11 protein-coding genes are annotated in these 17,525 nt (G+C 61.8%); all 11 read left to right on the top strand.

Translation table 11 applies throughout. The features are described from left to right. Positions 1 to 154 precede the first annotated feature (154 nt). The 11 genes from B3229_RS20210 to B3229_RS20160 all read left to right on the top strand — a co-directional run bounded on the left by B3229_RS20210 (position 155) and on the right by B3229_RS20160 (position 17,514). Positions 155 to 1,378, top strand: coding sequence for an MdtA/MuxA family multidrug efflux RND transporter periplasmic adaptor subunit (locus tag B3229_RS20210; RefSeq protein WP_048785911.1), 1,224 nt, complete (start codon positions 155 to 157; stop codon positions 1,376 to 1,378). Next, positions 1,378 to 4,500, top strand: coding sequence for an MdtB/MuxB family multidrug efflux RND transporter permease subunit (locus B3229_RS20205; protein ID WP_048785910.1), 3,123 nt, complete (start codon positions 1,378 to 1,380; stop codon positions 4,498 to 4,500). Before B3229_RS20210 ends, B3229_RS20205 begins: the two co-directional genes overlap by 1 nt. Next, positions 4,497 to 7,571 (top strand): multidrug efflux RND transporter permease subunit MdtC, encoded by a 3,075-nt coding sequence (mdtC, locus tag B3229_RS20200; protein ID WP_286873842.1) that lies wholly within the window; start codon positions 4,497 to 4,499, stop codon positions 7,569 to 7,571. The genes B3229_RS20205 and mdtC overlap by 4 nt, the downstream gene beginning before the upstream one ends. A gap of 14 nt (positions 7,572 to 7,585) precedes the next feature. Further along, complete coding sequence (mdtD, locus tag B3229_RS20195; protein ID WP_048785905.1) at positions 7,586 to 8,992, top strand: multidrug transporter subunit MdtD; 1,407 nt, start codon at positions 7,586 to 7,588, stop codon at positions 8,990 to 8,992. After that, a complete protein-coding gene (gene baeS, locus B3229_RS20190) occupies positions 8,989 to 10,377 on the top strand; it encodes a two-component system sensor histidine kinase BaeS (protein ID WP_048785903.1) in 1,389 nt (462 codons plus the stop codon). Before mdtD ends, baeS begins: the two co-directional genes overlap by 4 nt. Positions 10,378 to 10,383: 6 nt before the next feature. Continuing rightward, a complete protein-coding gene (baeR, locus tag B3229_RS20185) occupies positions 10,384 to 11,091 on the top strand; it encodes a two-component system response regulator BaeR (protein ID WP_048785919.1) in 708 nt (235 codons plus the stop codon). Positions 11,092 to 11,211: 120 nt separating this feature from the next. Next, a complete protein-coding gene (gene yegQ / locus B3229_RS20180) occupies positions 11,212 to 12,573 on the top strand; it encodes a tRNA 5-hydroxyuridine modification protein YegQ (RefSeq protein WP_286873840.1) in 1,362 nt (453 codons plus the stop codon). Between the two features lie 222 nt (positions 12,574 to 12,795). Further along, the gene (gene yegS, locus B3229_RS20175) at positions 12,796 to 13,695 is read left to right on the top strand and encodes a lipid kinase YegS (protein WP_033750248.1); all 900 of its coding nucleotides are present in this window, start codon (positions 12,796 to 12,798) and stop codon (positions 13,693 to 13,695) included. A 221-nt stretch (positions 13,696 to 13,916) separates the two neighbouring features. Further along, positions 13,917 to 15,131: a D-mannonate dehydratase ManD gene (gene manD / locus B3229_RS20170; protein WP_286873836.1), complete on the top strand. Its 1,215-nt coding sequence runs from the start codon at positions 13,917 to 13,919 to the stop codon at positions 15,129 to 15,131. A gap of 10 nt (positions 15,132 to 15,141) precedes the next feature. After that, on the top strand, positions 15,142 to 16,149 hold the full coding sequence (locus B3229_RS20165; protein ID WP_048785896.1) for a Zn-dependent oxidoreductase: 1,008 nt from the start codon (positions 15,142 to 15,144) through the stop codon (positions 16,147 to 16,149). A gap of 81 nt (positions 16,150 to 16,230) precedes the next feature. Continuing rightward, positions 16,231 to 17,514: an MFS transporter gene (locus B3229_RS20160; RefSeq protein ID WP_048785895.1), complete on the top strand. Its 1,284-nt coding sequence runs from the start codon at positions 16,231 to 16,233 to the stop codon at positions 17,512 to 17,514. Positions 17,515 to 17,525: the final 11 nt, after the last annotated feature.

Below are 17,525 nucleotides of genomic sequence, written 5' to 3'. Positions count from 1 at the left end.
TTGTTCTGAAAGGGATACTTACGTCGGGCTGACAGATATCCTTAATTCCTTCAACTTCTGCCCGCGTTGCGGGTCTACACTCTGCTATTTGCAGGCTGCCGCGTTTCAGCCTGCGTTTTGGGGATTTCGCTACTGCTGGAGAGCAACCGATAAGATGAACCGACCTTCCTTGTTGAAAAAGAGCCTGCTGACGCTGTTCGTGCTGGCCGCCGCCGCAGGCGGCTACTACTGGTGGCACCATCCGGCGCAGCCTGACGCCGATCCTCAGGCGTCGACCCGACCGCATCGCGGCAAGGGCGGCGCGGGCGCTCCGCCAGCGCCGGTACAGGCCGCCGCCGCCGTCAGCCAGAGCGTGCCGCACTTTCTCAGCGGGCTCGGCACCGTGACCGCCGCCAGCACCGTAACGGTGCGCAGCCGGGTCGACGGCGAGCTGATGGCGATCCACTTTCAGGAAGGGCAGCAGGTCAAAGCGGGCCAGCTGCTGGCGGAGATCGATCCTCGCCCTTATCAGGTGGCGTTAACCCAGGCGCAGGGCCAGCTGGCGAAGGATCAGGCGACGCTGGCGAATGCCCGCCGCGATCTGGCTCGTTTTGAAAAGCTGGCGAAAACCTCGCTGGTGTCGCAGCAGGAGCTCGATACCCAGCGTTCGCTGGTAAGCGAAACCCTGGGGACCATCAAGGCGGACGAAGGCAGCGTCGCCAGCGCCCAGCTCAATCTGACCTACAGCCGCATTACGTCGCCGATTGAGGGCCGCGTCGGTTTGAAACAGGTGGACGTCGGCAACTACATTACCAGCGGCGACACCAACGGTCTGGTGGTAATCACCCAGACCCATCCCATCGACGTGCTGTTCAGCCTGGCTGAAAACTATCTGCCCGATATCATGCAGGCGCAAAAGAGCGGCCAGCCGCTGGTGGTCGAAGCCTGGGATCGCAGCAACCAGACGCTGCTGACCCAGGGCACGCTGCTCAGCATCGACAACCAGATCGACGCCACCACCGGCACCATCAAAATGAAGGCGCGCTTCGACAATCAGGACGATAAGCTCTTTCCCAACCAGTTCGTTAACGCGCGGCTGAAGGTCAACACCCTGCAGGATGCGATTGTTATTCCGGCCGCCGCGCTGCAGATGGGCAATGAAGGCCACTTTGTCTGGGTGGTGAACAGCGACAATAAAGTGAGCAAGAAAAGCGTCACCGCCGGACTGCAGGACAGCCATCAGGTAGTGATTAACGCCGGCCTGAGCGCAGGCGAACGCGTGGTCACCGACGGGCTGGATCGCCTGACGGAAGGGGCGCAGGTGGAAGTCGTCGCGCCGCAGAGCACCGCGCTGAAAAGCAGCCGCGCGGCGCAACCGGCCAAAGGAGCGAGCGAGTAATGCAGGTTACGCCTCCTGACGCCAGCGGCGGGCCGTCGCGTCAGTTTATTTTACGTCCGGTCGCTACCACGCTGCTGATGATCGCTATTCTGCTGGCGGGCGTGCTCGGCTACCGTTTTCTGCCGGTTTCGGCGCTGCCGGAGGTGGATTATCCCACCATCCAGGTGGTGACGCTCTATCCCGGCGCCAGCCCGGACGTTACCACCTCCGCGATTACCGCGCCGCTTGAGCGCCAGTTCGGCCAGATGTCGGGGCTGAAACAGATGGCGTCGCAAAGCTCCGGCGGCGCGTCGGTGATCACCCTGCAGTTCCAGCTGACGCTGCCGCTCGACGTCGCCGAGCAGGAAGTGCAGGCCGCCATTAACGCCGCCACCAGCCTGCTGCCCAACGATCTGCCTAACCCGCCGGTCTACAGCAAGGTCAATCCCGCCGATCCGCCAATCATGACGCTGGCGGTTACCACCAGCAGCATGCCGCTGACCCAGGTGCAGGATATGGTGGAGACGCGCGTCGCGCAGAAAATCTCTCAGGTCTCCGGCGTCGGGCTGGTGACGCTCTCCGGCGGTCAGCGACCGGCGGTGCGCGTGCAGATGAACGCTCAGGCGCTGGCGGCGCTCGGCCTGACCAGCGAAGAGGTGCGCACCGCCATCAGCAGCGCCAACGTCAACTCGGCGAAAGGCAGCCTCGACGGCCCGGAGCGCTCCATTACCCTCTCCGCCAACGATCAGATGAAATCGGCGGAGGATTACCGTCAGCTGATCGTCAGCTATAAAAACGGCGCGCCGGTAAGGCTCGGCGATGTGGCCACTATCGAACAGGGCGCGGAAAACCGCTGGCTTGGCGCCTGGGCGAACCGCGAAGCCGCCATCGTGCTCAACGTGCAGCGCCAGCCAGGCGCCAACATTATCGCCACCGCCGATAATATCCGCGCGCTGTTGCCCTCGCTCACCGCCTCGCTGCCGAAGTCGGTGAAGGTCCAGCTGCTGACCGACCGCACGACCAATATTCGCGCCTCGGTCACCGATACCCAGCACGAGCTGATGCTGGCGATCGGTCTGGTGGTGATGATTATCTATCTGTTCCTGCGCAACGTGCCGGCGACGATTATTCCCGCCGTCGCGGTGCCGCTGTCGCTGGTCGGCACCTTCGCCGCGATGTATTTCCTCGGCTTCTCTATCAATAACCTGACGCTGATGGCGCTGACTATCGCCACCGGCTTCGTGGTGGATGACGCCATCGTGGTGATCGAAAACATCACCCGCTATCTGGAGAAAGGGGAAAAACCGCTCACCGCCGCGCTCAAGGGGGCGGGCGAAATCGGCTTTACCATTATCTCCCTTACCTTTTCGCTGATCGCGGTGCTGATCCCGCTGCTGTTTATGGGTGACGTGATCGGCCGTCTGTTCCGCGAATTCGCCGTGACGCTGGCGGTGGCGATCCTGATTTCCGCCGTGGTCTCGCTGACGCTGACGCCGATGATGTGCGCGCGCATGCTGAGCGCCGAATCGCTGCGCAAGCAGAACCGCTTTTCGCGCGCCAGCGAAGCCTTTTTCGAGCGGTTGATCGCCGGGTATGGCGGCTGGCTGCGCAAGGTGCTGGCGCATCCCTGGCTGACGCTGTCGGTGGCGCTCGGCACGCTGCTGCTCACCGTGCTGCTGTGGATAGTGATTCCGAAAGGCTTTTTCCCGCAGCAGGATAACTCCATTATCCAGGGCACGCTGCAGGCGCCGCAGAGCGCCTCGTACGCCAGCATGGCGGAGCGCACGCGCGACGTCGCCTCGCTGATCATGAAAGATCCGGCGGTGCAGAGCATGACCTCTTTCGTCGGCGTCGACGGCACCAACGCCGCGCTCAACAGCGCGCGTCTGCAGATTAACCTGAAGCCGCTGAGCGAGCGCGACGACCGCATCCCGCAGGTGCAGCAGCGGCTGCAGCAACAGATAAGCCAGCTTCCCGGCGTCACGCTGTGGCTGCAGCCGGTACAGGATCTGACGATTGAAACCCAGGCAAGCCGCACGCCTTACCAGTTCACGCTGCAGTCCGGCTCGCTGGAGTCGCTCGGCACCTGGGTGCCGAAACTGCTGGACGCGCTGCGCCAGTCGCCTGAGCTGCGCGATATCAGCAGCGACTGGCAGGATCAGGGGCTGGAGGCGTACGTCAATGTCGATCGCGACAGCGCCAGCCGCCTCGGCATCAGTATGGCGGACGTCGATAACGCGCTCTATAACGCCTTCGGCCAGCGCCTCATCTCCACCATTTATACCCAGGCGAACCAGTATCGCGTAGTGCTGGAGCAGGACAACCGCGCCACGCCGGGCCTGGCGGGTCTGGAAGGCATCCGGCTGACCAGCACCGACGGCGGCAGCGTGCCGCTCAGCGCCATCGCGAAAGTTGAGCAGCGCCACAGCGCGCTGAGCGTCAACCATCTCGATCAGTTCCCGTCGGCGACCTTCTCCTTTAACGTCGCCGACGGCTATTCGCTGGGCGACGCGGTGAAAGCGGTCAGCGCGGCGGAAGAACGGCTCGGCATGCCCTCTGAACTGATGACCCAGTTCCAGGGCAGCACCCTGGCGTTCGAGGCGGCGCTTACCAGCACCGTCTGGCTGATCGTGGCGGCCATCGTGGCGATGTATATCGTGCTGGGCGTGCTCTATGAGAGCTTTATCCATCCCATCACTATTTTGTCGACGCTGCCGACCGCCGGCGTCGGCGCGCTGCTGGCGTTGATACTGAGCGGCGGCGAGCTGGATATCGTCGCCATCATCGGCATTATTCTGCTGATCGGCATCGTGAAGAAAAACGCCATCATGATGATCGACTTCGCGCTGGCCGCCGAACGCGAGCAGGGCATGACGCCCTATGACGCCATCTATCAGGCATGCCTGCTGCGTTTTCGCCCGATCCTGATGACCACGCTGGCGGCGCTGCTGGGCGCGCTGCCGCTGATGCTCAGCACCGGCGTCGGCGCAGAGCTGCGTCACCCGCTCGGCATCGCCATGGTGGGCGGCCTGATCCTGAGCCAGGTGCTGACGCTGTTTACTACGCCGGTGATCTATCTGCTGTTCGATCGCCTCGGCCAGGCCGCGCGCCGTCGCTTTAGCGGACGGGAGGCGGAGCAGTGAGATTTTTCGCGCTGTTTATTCACCGCCCGGTGGCCACCACGCTGCTGACCCTTGCCATTGCGCTGGCGGGCGTGCTCGGCTTTCGCCTGCTGCCGGTCGCCCCGCTGCCGCAGGTCGACTTCCCGGTGATAGTGATTTCCGCCTCGCTGCCGGGCGCGTCGCCGGAAATCATGGCCTCGTCGGTAGCGACGCCGCTGGAGCGTTCGCTGGGCCGCATCGCCGGCGTTAGCGAAATGACCTCCACCAGCTCGCTCGGCAGCACGCGCATTATTCTGGTGCTCGATTTCGACCGCGACATCAACGGCGCGGCGCGCGACGTGCAGGCGGCCATCAACGCGGCGCAAAGCCTGCTGCCGACGGGGATGCCGAGCCGCCCCACCTACCGCAAGGTCAATCCCTCAGACGCGCCGATTATGATCATGACGCTGACCTCGGATATCTATAATCCGGGCCAGCTCTACGACTACGCTTCGACCCAGCTGGCACAGAAGCTGTCGCAGATCGAAGGCGTCGGCGACGTCACGGTCGGCGGCAGCTCGCTGCCTGCTGTGCGCGTCGCGCTGAATCCGCAGGCGCTGTTTAACCAGGGCGTCTCGCTGGACGCGGTGCGCGAGGCGATCGCCAACGCCAACCAGCGTCGTCCGCAGGGCGCGGTGGAGGATCGCCAGCAGCGCTGGCAGCTGCGCACCAACGACGAGCTGAAAACCGCCCGCGACTACGCGCCGCTGGTGGTGCATTACAGCAACGGCGCGGCGGTGAAGCTGGCCGACGTCGCCAGCGTGCAGGACTCGGTGCAGGACGTGCGCAACGCCGGGATGGCGGACGGCAAGCCCGCGGTGCTGCTGCTGGTGCGCAAAACGCCAGAGGCGAACGTGATTGATACCGTCGACCGCATTCGCGCCGAGCTGCCGACGCTGCATCAGACCATTCCCGCCGCCATCGACCTGCAAATTGCGCAGGATCGCTCGCCCACCATTCGCGCCTCGCTGCATGAGGTCGAGCAGTCGCTGACCATCGCCGTAGTGCTGGTGATTATGGTGGTGTTCGTTTTCCTGCGCTCCGGCCGCGCCACGCTGATCCCTGCCGCCGCGGTGCCGGTCTCGCTGATCGGCACCTTCGCCGCGATGTACCTGTGCGGCTTCAGCCTGAATAACCTGTCGCTGATGGCGCTGACCATCGCCACCGGTTTCGTGGTGGATGACGCCATCGTGGTGCTGGAGAATATCGCGCGCCACGTCGAGGCGGGCATGAAACCCTTGCAGGCGGCGCTAACCGGCGTGCGCGAAGTGGGTTTCACCGTGCTGTCGATGAGCCTGTCGCTGATCGCCGTCTTTTTGCCGCTGCTGATGACCGGCGGGCTGATAGGCCGCTTCTTCTCAGAATTCGCTATTACGCTGTCGGTGGCGATCGCCATCTCGATGGTGGTCTCCCTCACCCTGACGCCGATGATGTGCGCGTATCTGCTGAAGCCGCATGCGCCGCGCGCCCAGCCGCGCCGGCGCGGCGCAGGCCGGATGCTGCTGGCGATCCAGCAGGGCTACGGCCGCTCGCTGGGCTGGGTGCTGAACCATGCGCGCTGGGTGCTGCTGCTGCTGTTCGGCACCGTTGCCCTGACCGTCTGGCTGTTTATTCAGGTGCCGAAAACCTTTATGCCGGAGCAGGACACCGGCCGCCTGTCGGGCTTTATCTCCGCCGATCAGAGCATCTCCTTCCAGGCGATGCGCCAGAAGCTTCAGGATTTTATGGTAATCGTGAAGGCCGATCCGGCGGTTGAGAGCGTGGTGGGCTTTACCGGCGGCATGCGCACCAACAGCGGCTCGATGTTTATCTCGCTGAAGCCGCTCTCCGAGCGCAGCGAGAATGCCCAGGCGGTGATCGCCCGGCTGCGCGCGAAGCTGGCGAAAGAGCCAGGCGCCAGCCTCTATCTCAACGCGGTGCAGGATCTGCGCGCCGGCGGCCGCGAATCGAACGCCAGCTATCAGTATTCGCTGCTCTCCGACGACCTCGCCGCGCTGCGCGAATGGGAGCCGAAAATCCGTCAGGCCTTCTCCGCGCTGCCGCAGCTGGCGGACGTCAACTCCGATCAGCAGGACAAAGGCAGCGAAATGGCGCTGATCTACGATCGCGAAAGCATGTCGCGCCTCGGCATCGACGTCTCGGAGGCAAACGCCCTGCTGAACAACGCCTTCGGCCAGCGCCAGATCTCCACCATCTATCAGCCGTTGAATCAGTACAAGGTGGTGATGGAGGTCGATCCGCGCTACACCCAGGACATCAGCGCGCTGGATCAGATGTTTGTGATTAACAGCGACGGCAAACCGATTCCCCTGTCGTGGTTCGCCCGATGGCAGCCCGCCAACGCGCCGCTGTCGGTCAACCATGAGGGACTCTCCGCCGCCTCGACCATCTCCTTTAACCTGCCGGAAGGCGTTTCGCTGTCGGAAGCCTCTGCGGCGATCGATCGCACCATGACGGCTATCGGCGTGCCCTCCAGCGTGCGCGGCAGCTTCGCCGGCACTGCGCAGATGTTTGAGCAGTCGCAGAGCAGCCAGCTCTGGCTGATGCTCGCCGCCATCGCCGCCGTCTATATCGTGCTGGGCATATTATATGAGAGCTATGTCCATCCGCTGACCATTCTCTCGACGCTGCCCTCCGCGGGCGTCGGCGCGCTGTTGGCGCTGACGCTGTTCGATACGCCTTTTAGCCTGATCGCCCTTATCGGCATCCTGCTGCTGATCGGCATCGTAAAAAAGAACGCCATTATGATGGTGGATTTTGCGCTGGAGGCGCAGCGCAACGGCAACCTGAGCGCGCGCGACGCCATTTTCCAGGCCTGTCTGCTGCGCTTTCGCCCGATTCTGATGACCACGCTCGCCGCGCTGTTCGGCGCGCTGCCGCTGGTGATCACCAGCGGCGACGGCGCGGAGCTGCGCCAGCCGCTCGGCATCACTATCGCCGGCGGGCTGATTATGAGCCAGCTGCTGACGCTCTATACCACGCCGGTGGTCTATCTCTATATGGATAAACTGCGGCGCAAGCGCGGTAAAATTGGCCAGCCGGTGGAGAGTTAAGGAGAGAACAGCAAATGAACGCCCAAAACGCCACGGTTCGCTGGCAGCTATGGATTGTCGCCTTCGGCTTCTTTATGCAGACGCTGGACACCACCATCGTCAACACCGCCCTTCCCTCAATGGCGCAGGATCTGGGCGTCAGCCCGCTGCATATGCATTCGGTCATCGTCTCCTATCTGCTGACGGTGGCCGTGACCCTGCCGATGAGCGGCTGGCTGGCTGACCGCTTCGGCGTGCGCAACATTTTCTTCAGCGCCATCGTGCTGTTCAGCATCGGCTCGCTGCTCTGCGCCTTCTCTTCAACGCTCGATCAGCTGGTGATGGCGCGCGTGGTGCAGGGCGTCGGCGGCGCGATGATGGTACCGGTCGGCCGCCTGACCGTGATGAAAATCGTGCCGCGCGAGCAGTATATGTCGGCGATGACCTTCGTCACCCTGCCGGGACAGATCGGCCCGCTGGTCGGTCCGGCGCTCGGCGGCGTGCTGGTGGAGTATGCCAGCTGGCACTGGATCTTCCTGATCAATATTCCGGTCGGCATCATCGGCGCTATCGCCACCCTGACGCTGATGCCGAACTACTCGATGCAGACGCGGCGCTTCGATTTTCTCGGCTTTCTGCTGCTGGCCGTCGGCATGGCGACGCTGACCCTGGCGCTCGACGGCCAGCGCAGCAGCGGCGGTTCCTCGCTGCTGCTCGGCGCGATGATCCTGATCGGCCTCTTTTCGCTGTTGTATTATCTGATGCATGCGCGCGGCAACGACAATGCGCTGTTCAGCCTGAAGCTGTTCGACAACCGCCTCTACTCAATTGGTCTGCTCGGCAGCTTTTTAGGCCGTATCGGCAGCGGCATGCTGCCTTTTATGACGCCGATATTTTTGCAGGTCGGCATGGGCTTTACGCCGTTTCACGCCGGGCTGATGATGATACCGATGGTGCTCGGCAATATGGGCATCAAACGCATGGTGGTGCGTATCGTTAACCTGTTCGGCTACCGCAACGCGCTGGTCGGCACCACGCTGGCGCTCGCCGTCGTGGTGCTGCTCTTTCCGCTGGTGGCGCTGCTCGGCTGGCTGTGGCTGCTGCCGCTGGTGCTGCTGATGCAGGGCATGGTTAACGCGCTGCGCTTCTCCTCGATGAATACCCTGACGCTGAAGGATCTGCCGGACGCGCTCGCCTCCAGCGGCAACAGCCTGCTGTCGATGATTATGCAGCTGTCGATGAGCGTCGGCGTCACCATCGCCGGCCTGCTCTTAGGCGCGTTCGGCCAGGATGCGCTGGCCAGCAGCGACCATACCCACAGCCTGTTTATGACCGCCTACGCCTGCATGGCGCTGATTATCGCCCTGCCTGCGCTGGTGTTCTGGCGCGTGCCGAAGGAAACCAGTCAAAACGTCGATCTGCGACGCCGGAGAAAACCATGAAGTTGCCGTTGCGCCTGGGCATCAGCGCCAAACTCTTTTTAGCGATTTTTTCCACCTGCATGCTGGTGCTGATCACTATGCACTGGGGCGTGCGTCTGAGCTTCGAGCACGGCTTTGTCGACTACATCAAGCGCGGCAACGAGCAGCGGCTCGCCATGCTCGGCGATGCGCTGGCGGATCAGTATGAGCAGCACGGCAACTGGGATTTCCTGCGGCATAACGATCGGCTGGTGTTCACCATGCTGCGCTCGCTGGAGCAGAATCCCGACAGCAATAACCAGCTGCCACCGCACGGCTGGCGCACCCAGTTCTGGATTATCGACCAGCAGTATAAGGTGCTGGTCGGGCCGCGCGCGCCGGTGCCGCCGGAGGGCTCGCGCCGTAATATCACTACCAGCAACGGTAAAGTGGTCGGCTGGGTGGTGGGTTCGCCGCCGGAGCGGCTGACGCGCAGCACCGATATCAATTTCGATCATCAGCAGAAGCGCACCAGCTGGCTGATTGTCGGCCTGTCGACGCTGCTGGCGGCGCTGGTCACCTGGCTGATGTCGCGCGGCCTGCTGGCGCCGGTCAAGCGGCTGGTAGCGGGCACCCATCATCTGGCGGCGGGCAATTTCGCTACGCGCGTCGAGGTCGGCAGCCGCGACGAACTGGGCCAGCTGGCACAGGACTTTAACCGTCTGGCCAGCTCGCTGGAAAAGAACGAGAGCATGCGCCGCGCCTTTATGGCCGATATCTCCCACGAGCTACGTACGCCGCTGGCGATCCTGCGCGGCGAGCTGGAAGCGATGCAGGACGGCGTGCGCAAGCTAACGCCGGAGGCGATCGGCTCGCTGCAGAGCGAAGTCGGGGTGCTCAGCAAGCTGGTGGACGATCTGCATCAGCTTTCGCTCTCCGACGAAGGCGCCCTCGCCTATCGCAAACAGGCCACCGATCTGGTGCAGCTGCTGGAGGTGGCCGCCGGCAGCTTCAACGAGCGCTATCGCAGCCACGGGCTGACGCTGACGCTGCAGATGCCGGACGAAGCGCCTTTCTTCGGCGATCCCGATCGCCTGATGCAGCTCTTCACCAATCTGCTGGAGAACAGCCTGCGCTATACCGACGCGCCGGGCCAGGTCGAGGTGCGGCTCACCTATGAGGCGCCCTGGTGGCAGATGAGCTTTGTCGACAGCGCGCCAGGCGTCGACGCGCAGCAACAGGCGAAAATCTTCGAACGCTTTTTCCGCACGGAAGGATCGCGCAATCGCGCCAGCGGCGGCTCCGGGCTGGGACTGGCGATCTGCAAAAATATCGTCGACGCCCACGGCGGCCATATTGCTGCGGAGCACTCTGATTTAGGTGGACTGAAAATCGCGCTACAATTGCGCTATGTTCCCCAGCCGTAACTGATGATGACCGCCGAAAAAACCGACCCGCTGATTCTGGTAGTGGAAGATGAGCCGAAGCTGGCGCAGCTGATGATCGACTATCTTGAAGCCTCCAACTACCGCACGCACCATATCGCCCACGGCAGCGACGTGCTGCCTTTCGTCCAGCAGACGCCGCCCGACTTGATGCTGCTGGATCTCATGCTGCCCGGCAAAGATGGCCTGTCGCTGTGCCGCGAAATCCGCCGCTTCTCTGAGCTGCCGATCATTATGGTGACGGCGCGCACCGAGGAGATCGATCGCCTGCTTGGCCTGGAAATCGGGGCGGATGACTACATCTGTAAGCCCTTCAGCCCGCGCGAAGTGGTGGCGCGCGTGAAAACCATTCTGCGCCGCGTGAAGCGCGCGCCGGAAGAGCCCGGCAAGGCGTCGCTGCTGAAAATCGACGAAGGCCGCTTCCAGGCGAGCTGGCGCGAACAGCCTCTGGAGCTGACCCCCGCCGAATTCCGTCTGCTGAAAACCCTGGCGCTGGAGCCGGGCAAAGTTTTTTCGCGCGAGCAGCTGCTCAATCATCTCTACGACGACTACCGCGTTGTGACCGATCGCACCATCGACAGCCATATCAAAAATCTGCGGCGCAAGCTGGAGAATCTTGACGCCGACCAGCCGTTTATCCGCGCCGTCTACGGCATGGGCTATCGCTGGGAAGCGGATCTGTGCCAGTTGATCTAGATCAACTAACTGACGCGCGTCGCCGCCTACAATTTTGCACCTTTTGCCGGGCCGCTCACCTTGCGGCCACGGCACGTGCCGCGCCAGGCGGCATGCTGACCTGACATCAGTGAGAACACCATGAAACCAGAACTGCTCTCTCCAGCGGGTACGCTGAAGAATATGCGCTACGCCTTCGCCTATGGGGCGGACGCGGTTTATGCCGGCCAGCCCCGCTACAGCCTGCGCGTGCGCAATAACGAATTCACCCATGACAACCTCGCCAAAGGCATTGCCGAAGCCCACGCGCTGGGCAAGAAGTTCTATGTGGTGGTCAATATCGCGCCGCATAACGCCAAGCTAAAGACCTTTATTCGCGACCTGACGCCGGTGGTGGAGATGCAGCCGGACGCGCTGATCATGTCCGATCCCGGTTTGATTATGCTGGTGCGCGAGGCCTTTCCGCAGATGCCGATCCATCTTTCGGTGCAGGCCAATGCGGTCAACTGGGCGACGGTGAAGTTCTGGCAGCAGATGGGGCTGACGCGCGTGATCCTGTCGCGCGAACTGTCGCTGGAGGAGATCGCGGAGATCCGCCAGCAGGTGCCGGAGATGGAGATCGAGATCTTTGTGCACGGCGCGCTCTGCATGGCCTACTCCGGCCGCTGCCTGCTCTCCGGCTATATGAACAAGCGCGACCCGAATCAGGGCACCTGCACCAACGCCTGCCGCTGGGAGTATAAGGTTGAGGAAGGCAAACAGGACGAGGTCGGCAATATCGTCGAAGTGCAGGAGGTGACGCCGACGCTAGGGCTTGGCCAGCCAACCGATAAGGTCTTTCTGCTGGAAGAGAAGATGAAGCCGGGCGAAGTGATGAGCGCCTTTGAAGATGAGCACGGTACCTACATCATGAACTCGAAGGATCTGCGTGCCGTGGCGCACGTTGAACGCCTGAGCGAGATGGGCGTCCATTCGCTGAAGATCGAAGGCCGCACCAAATCGTTTTACTACTGCGCGCGGACGGCGCAGGTTTACCGCCGCGCTATCGACGACGCCGCAGCCGGCAAACCTTTCGATCCTGAGCTGCTGACCACGCTGGAAGGTCTGGCGCATCGCGGCTATACCGAGGGCTTTTTGCGCCGCCATACCCACGACAGCTATCAAAACTATGCGCAGGGCTATTCGATCTCCGAGCGTCAGCAGTTTGTCGGCGAATTTACCGGCGAGCGGCGCGGCGACTGGGCGGAGGTTGCGGTGAAGAATAAATTTCTGCTCGGCGACAGCCTGGAGATCATGACGCCGAACGGCAACCTGAACTGCACGCTGGAGGCGCTGCAGGACGCGCGCGGCGGCGCCATTGAGGTGGCGCCCGGCGACGGCCATCGCGTCTGGATGCCGGTGCCCGCAGACGTCGAGCTCGCCTTTGGTCTGCTGCTGCGCAATTTTACCGACGGCAGCAGCACGCGCGATCCCCATAGCAAATTACTCACGTCCCGCAAGTAAACCGATGAAGTTAGAACAGGATCACAGACCGCCGCGGCGCGCTCCTTTATAGTCGCGCCTGCTGCGAACGAGTAACAACTAATAGCTGTTGTATCAGGAACCACCTCATTCACCCGCCCGGCTCCCCCGTGCGGGTTTTCTTTTTTCCGCTTTTCTCCCGTAAATTTTCCCGCCTGACTATGCTATAAGCAGAAATCTTTGTGGGTTTTCAAGGACCGGAAAATGGAAAAACGACCGCTTACTCTACTTATTCTTAATGGCAAAGGCGCAGGCAACGAAGATTTGCGTGCGGCCGTCACCGCGCTGCGCGATGAAGGCTTCGACGTCGCCGTGCGCGTTACCTGGGAGAAAGGCGACGGCGAACGCTACGTTGAAGAAGCGCTGCGGCTGGGCGCTGAGACCGTGGTCGCCGGCGGCGGCGACGGCACCATTAACGAGATCGCTACCGCGCTGGCCGCCGTTGACGCCGCGCGTCGGCCGGTGCTCGGCATTCTTCCTCTGGGCACCGCTAATGATTTCGCCACCAGCGTCGGCATTCCTGCCGAGATGGAGCCTGCGCTGCGCCTCGCGGTTCAGGGCAAAGCCCACGTGATCGATCTGGCGCGGGTTAATCAGGATCGTTATTTCATTAATATGGCGACCGGCGGTTTCGGCACCCGTATCACCACCGAAACGCCGGAAAAGTTAAAATCTGCGCTGGGCGGCGTCTCCTATTTTATTCACGGCCTGATGCGCATGGATACGCTGAAGCCAGACAGCTGCGAGATTTCCGGCCCCGGTTTTCAGTGGCAGGGCGACGCGCTGGCGATCGGCGTCGGCAATGGACGCCAGGCGGGCGGCGGGCAGCGCTTGTGTCCGTCGGCGCTGATCAATGACGGCCAGCTCGATGTGAGCATCGTCACCGCACAGGAGCTGCTGCCTACCCTGCTGCACTCGCTGACCAGCAACGATGACAACCCGAATATCGTGACCGCGAAGCTGACCTCGCTGCGCATCGTTTCCCCTAATGAGATGACCTTTAATCTGGATGGCGAACCGCTCTCCGGCCGCGAGTTTGAAATTGAGGTGATGCCCGGCGCGCTGAGCTGCCGCTTGCCGCCGCAGTGCGCGTTGTTAGCCTGAGGCAGCATTTCAGGCGGTAAGATAAGTGCTTACGCGGGCAGCCTGGCCCGCGTTTTAACTTTTATGCAGCCTGTAACCCCAATTCGGCATCGATTTCTTACCACAGGCAGAGCGCGAAATCCTCTCTGTGATTGCCTTCACAACTCTGTTACACCAACTTGTATGGTAGTATAAATGCGCGTACTTTTTCAGCATTGATTGCTGAAAGAAGGCTATGAGAGATGAAAATTGTTAACGCTGAAGTCTTTGTCACCTGCGCAGGCAGAAACTTCGTTACGCTGAAAATCACTACCGACGACGGCATTACCGGCATTGGCGACGCCACGCTCAACGGGCGCGAACTGCCGGTCGCCTCTTACCTGAAAGATCATATCTGCCCGCAGCTGATCGGCCGTGACGCGCATCAGATCGAAGATATCTGGCAGTACTTCTATAAAGGCGCCTACTGGCGCCGCGGGCCGGTCACGATGTCGGCGATCTCCGCGGTCGATATGGCGCTGTGGGATATCAAAGGCAAAGCCGCCAATATGCCGCTTTACCAGCTGCTGGGCGGCGCGTCGCGCACCGGCGTAATGGTTTATTGCCATACCACCGGCCATACCATCGACGAAGTGATGGACGACTACGCAAAGCACAAAGAGATGGGCTTCAAGGCGATCCGCACCCAGTGCGGCGTGCCGGGCATGAAGACCACCTACGGTATGGCGAAAGGCAAAGGTCTCGCCTATGAGCCGGCGACCAAAGGCAACTGGCCGGAAGAGCAGCTGTGGTCGACCGAGAAATACCTCGACTTTACCCCGAAGCTGTTCGAAGCGATCCGCGACAAGTTCGGCTTTAACGAACATCTGCTGCACGATATGCATCATCGCCTGACGCCGATTGAAGCGGCGCGCTTCGGCAAAAGCGTCGAAGATTACCGCCTGTTCTGGATGGAAGATCCGACGCCGGCGGAAAACCAGGCGTGCTTCCGCCTGATCCGCCAGCATACCGTGACGCCAATTGCGGTGGGCGAAGTCTTCAACAGCATCTGGGACTGCAAACAGCTGATTGAAGAGCAGCTGATCGACTATATCCGCACCACCATCACCCACGCGGGCGGCATCACCGGCATGCGCCGCATCGCCGATTTCGCTTCGCTCTATCAGGTGCGCACCGGCTCGCACGGCCCGTCGGATCTCTCGCCGGTCTGCATGGCGGCGGCGCTGCACTTTGACCTGTGGGTGCCGAACTTCGGCGTGCAGGAGTACATGGGCTTCTCCGAGCAGATGATGGAGCTGTTCGACGCCAGCTGGACGTTCGAAGACGGCTTTATGCATCCGGGCGACAAGCCAGGTCTGGGTATCGAGTTCAACGAGAAGCTGGCGGCGAAATATCCCTATGAACCCGCCTATCTACCGGTGGCCCGTCTGGAAGACGGCACGCTGTGGAACTGGTAAGGAGCGCATCATGAAAAGTGTCGTGATTGAACAACCCGGCGAGCTGGTGCTGGCGGAGCGTCCGCTGCCAACGCCCGCAGCGGGCGAAGTCCGCGTCAAGGTGAAATACGCCAGCATCTGCGGCTCTGACGTGCATATCTGGCACGGCCATAACCCTTTCGCGAAATATCCGCGCGTCATCGGCCACGAGTTTTTCGGCGTGATTGACGCGGTCGGCGACGAAGTCGACGCCAGCCGCATCGGCGAGCGGGTAGCGGTCGATCCCGTCGTGAGCTGCGGTAGCTGCTATCCCTGCTCGGTGGGCCGTCCTAACGTCTGCACCACGCTGAGCGTCATCGGCGTGCACCGCGACGGCGGCTTTAGCGAATATGCGGTTGCGCCGGCCGGTAATGCGTACCGGCTGCCGGCAACTATTCCAGACAAACTCGCCAGCATGGTAGAGCCGTTCACCATCGCAGCCAATATCACCGCGTTCCTCAAGCCGCAGCCGCAGGATGTGGCGCTGATCTACGGCGCCGGACCGATGGGCCTGACGGCGATTCAGGTGCTGAAAGGCGTCTTTAAGGTGGCGCAGGTGTTGGTGGTGGATCGTCTGCCGGAACGTCTTGAGCTGGCGAAAGCCAACGGCGCGGATCGGGTGTTCAACAACGCCGAGGCGCCGCTGGCGGCCCAGCTGGAAGGCGTGCAGCCGACGCTGATTATCGACGCCGCCTGTCACCCCTCTATTCTGGCGGAAGCGGCGGCGCTCGCCTCGCCCGCCGCCCGTATCGGTCTACTCGGCTTCTCCGGCGAGCCCTGCAGCATTACCCAACAAAGCCTGACCAGCAAAGAGCTGTCGCTGTTTACCTCGCGTCTTAACAGCCACCGCTTTCCGCAGGTAATTGAATGGATGGAACAGGGCCTGATCCAGCCGGAAAAACTGGTTACGCACTATTTTTCGCTCGACGAGATCGAACGCGCGATGACGCTGTTCGAAAAAGACCCCCGTACCTGCTGCAAGGTCGTGCTGGCCATGTAGCTGTTGCCCTACCCTCACCGGGGATTCAGCCGGCGGCGTGCTGCCGGCGTTATATCACTATAAAAAAGCGTTGGAGCCACTATGTTTAAAAATCTGCGCTGGACAATCGTACTGCTGTTGTTTCTTGTTTACATGATCAATTACCTCGATCGTGTCGCCCTCTCTCTGACCCTACCGCTGGTAGAAAAAGATCTGGCGATCAACGCCGAACAGTTCGGCATGATCTTCGGCAGCTTCTTCTTCGGCTATGCCCTGTTCAACTTCGTCGGCGGCGTCGCCACTGACCGCTTCGGCCCCAAAATCGTGCTCGGCATCGCGGTCGGCATGTGGTCGCTGTTCTGCGGCATGACCGCGCTGGCGACCGGCTTCTGGTCGATGCTGATCCTGCGCGTGCTGTTCGGCATGGCGGAAGGCCCTATTTGCGCCTCGGCCAACAAAGCGATTAACGGCTGGTTTCCGAAAAAACAGGCGGCCACCGCAATGGGCCTGCTGAGCGCCGGCTCGCCGCTGGGCGGCGCGATCGCCGGGCCGATTATCGGCTATCTCGCGCTCGCGTTCGGCTGGCGTCCGGCCTTCGTGATCATCTGCCTGATCGGTCTGGTGTGGATGGCGATCTGGCTGTTCGTTTCGGCGGATAACCCGGCGAAGAGCCGCCACGTTTCCGCCGAGGAGCGCGCGCTGGTCGACCAGCTGAAAGCCGAGCAGCCGGGCGAAGAGGCGGATCTGGCGCAGGCGTCGCACGGATTCGGCTACTATCTGCGTCAGCCGATTATTCTGGTCACCGCTTTCGCCTTCTTCTGCTACAACTATATTCTGTTCTTCTTCCTGAGTTGGTTCCCTGCCTATCTGGTGCAGGCGCACGGCCTGGATATTAAATCGATGTCGATCACTACCATGATCCCGTGGATTGTCGGCTTCGTCGGCCTCGCGCTCGGCGGCTGGATCTCAGACAAGATCTTCAATATTACCGGCAGGTTACTGCTCTCCCGTAAAATTGTGCTGGTGGTCTCACTGTTCGCCGCCGCCGTTTGTGTGGCGCTGGCGGGTACGGTAAAAGAGGTCAACTCTGCGGTCATGATGATGTCGATCTCTATCTTCTTCCTCTACATCACCGGCGCCATCTACTGGGCGATTATTCAGGACGTGGTGCACAAGAGCCGCGTCGGCAGCATCAGCGGCTTTATCCATCTGGTGGGCAGCCTGTCGGGCATTATCGGTCCGATTGTCACCGGCTTTATCGTGCAGCATACCGGCAAGTTCGACAGCGCCTTCGTGCTGGCAGGCGGCGTCGCTGCCGTCGGCGCCTTCCTGGTGCTGTTCGTTATCCGCAGCCCGAAAGCGAGCAAAAAGCCGATTTCGGCGTAAGCAGCAGGTTT

It is taken from the genome of Pantoea sp. UBA5035, assembly GCF_002415245.1.
In the GTDB taxonomy this organism is placed as follows: domain Bacteria; phylum Pseudomonadota; class Gammaproteobacteria; order Enterobacterales; family Enterobacteriaceae; genus Pantoea; species Pantoea septica.
The sequence above is the reverse complement of the archived record's forward strand: the minus strand, read 5'-3'. Positions and strand labels throughout refer to the sequence as shown.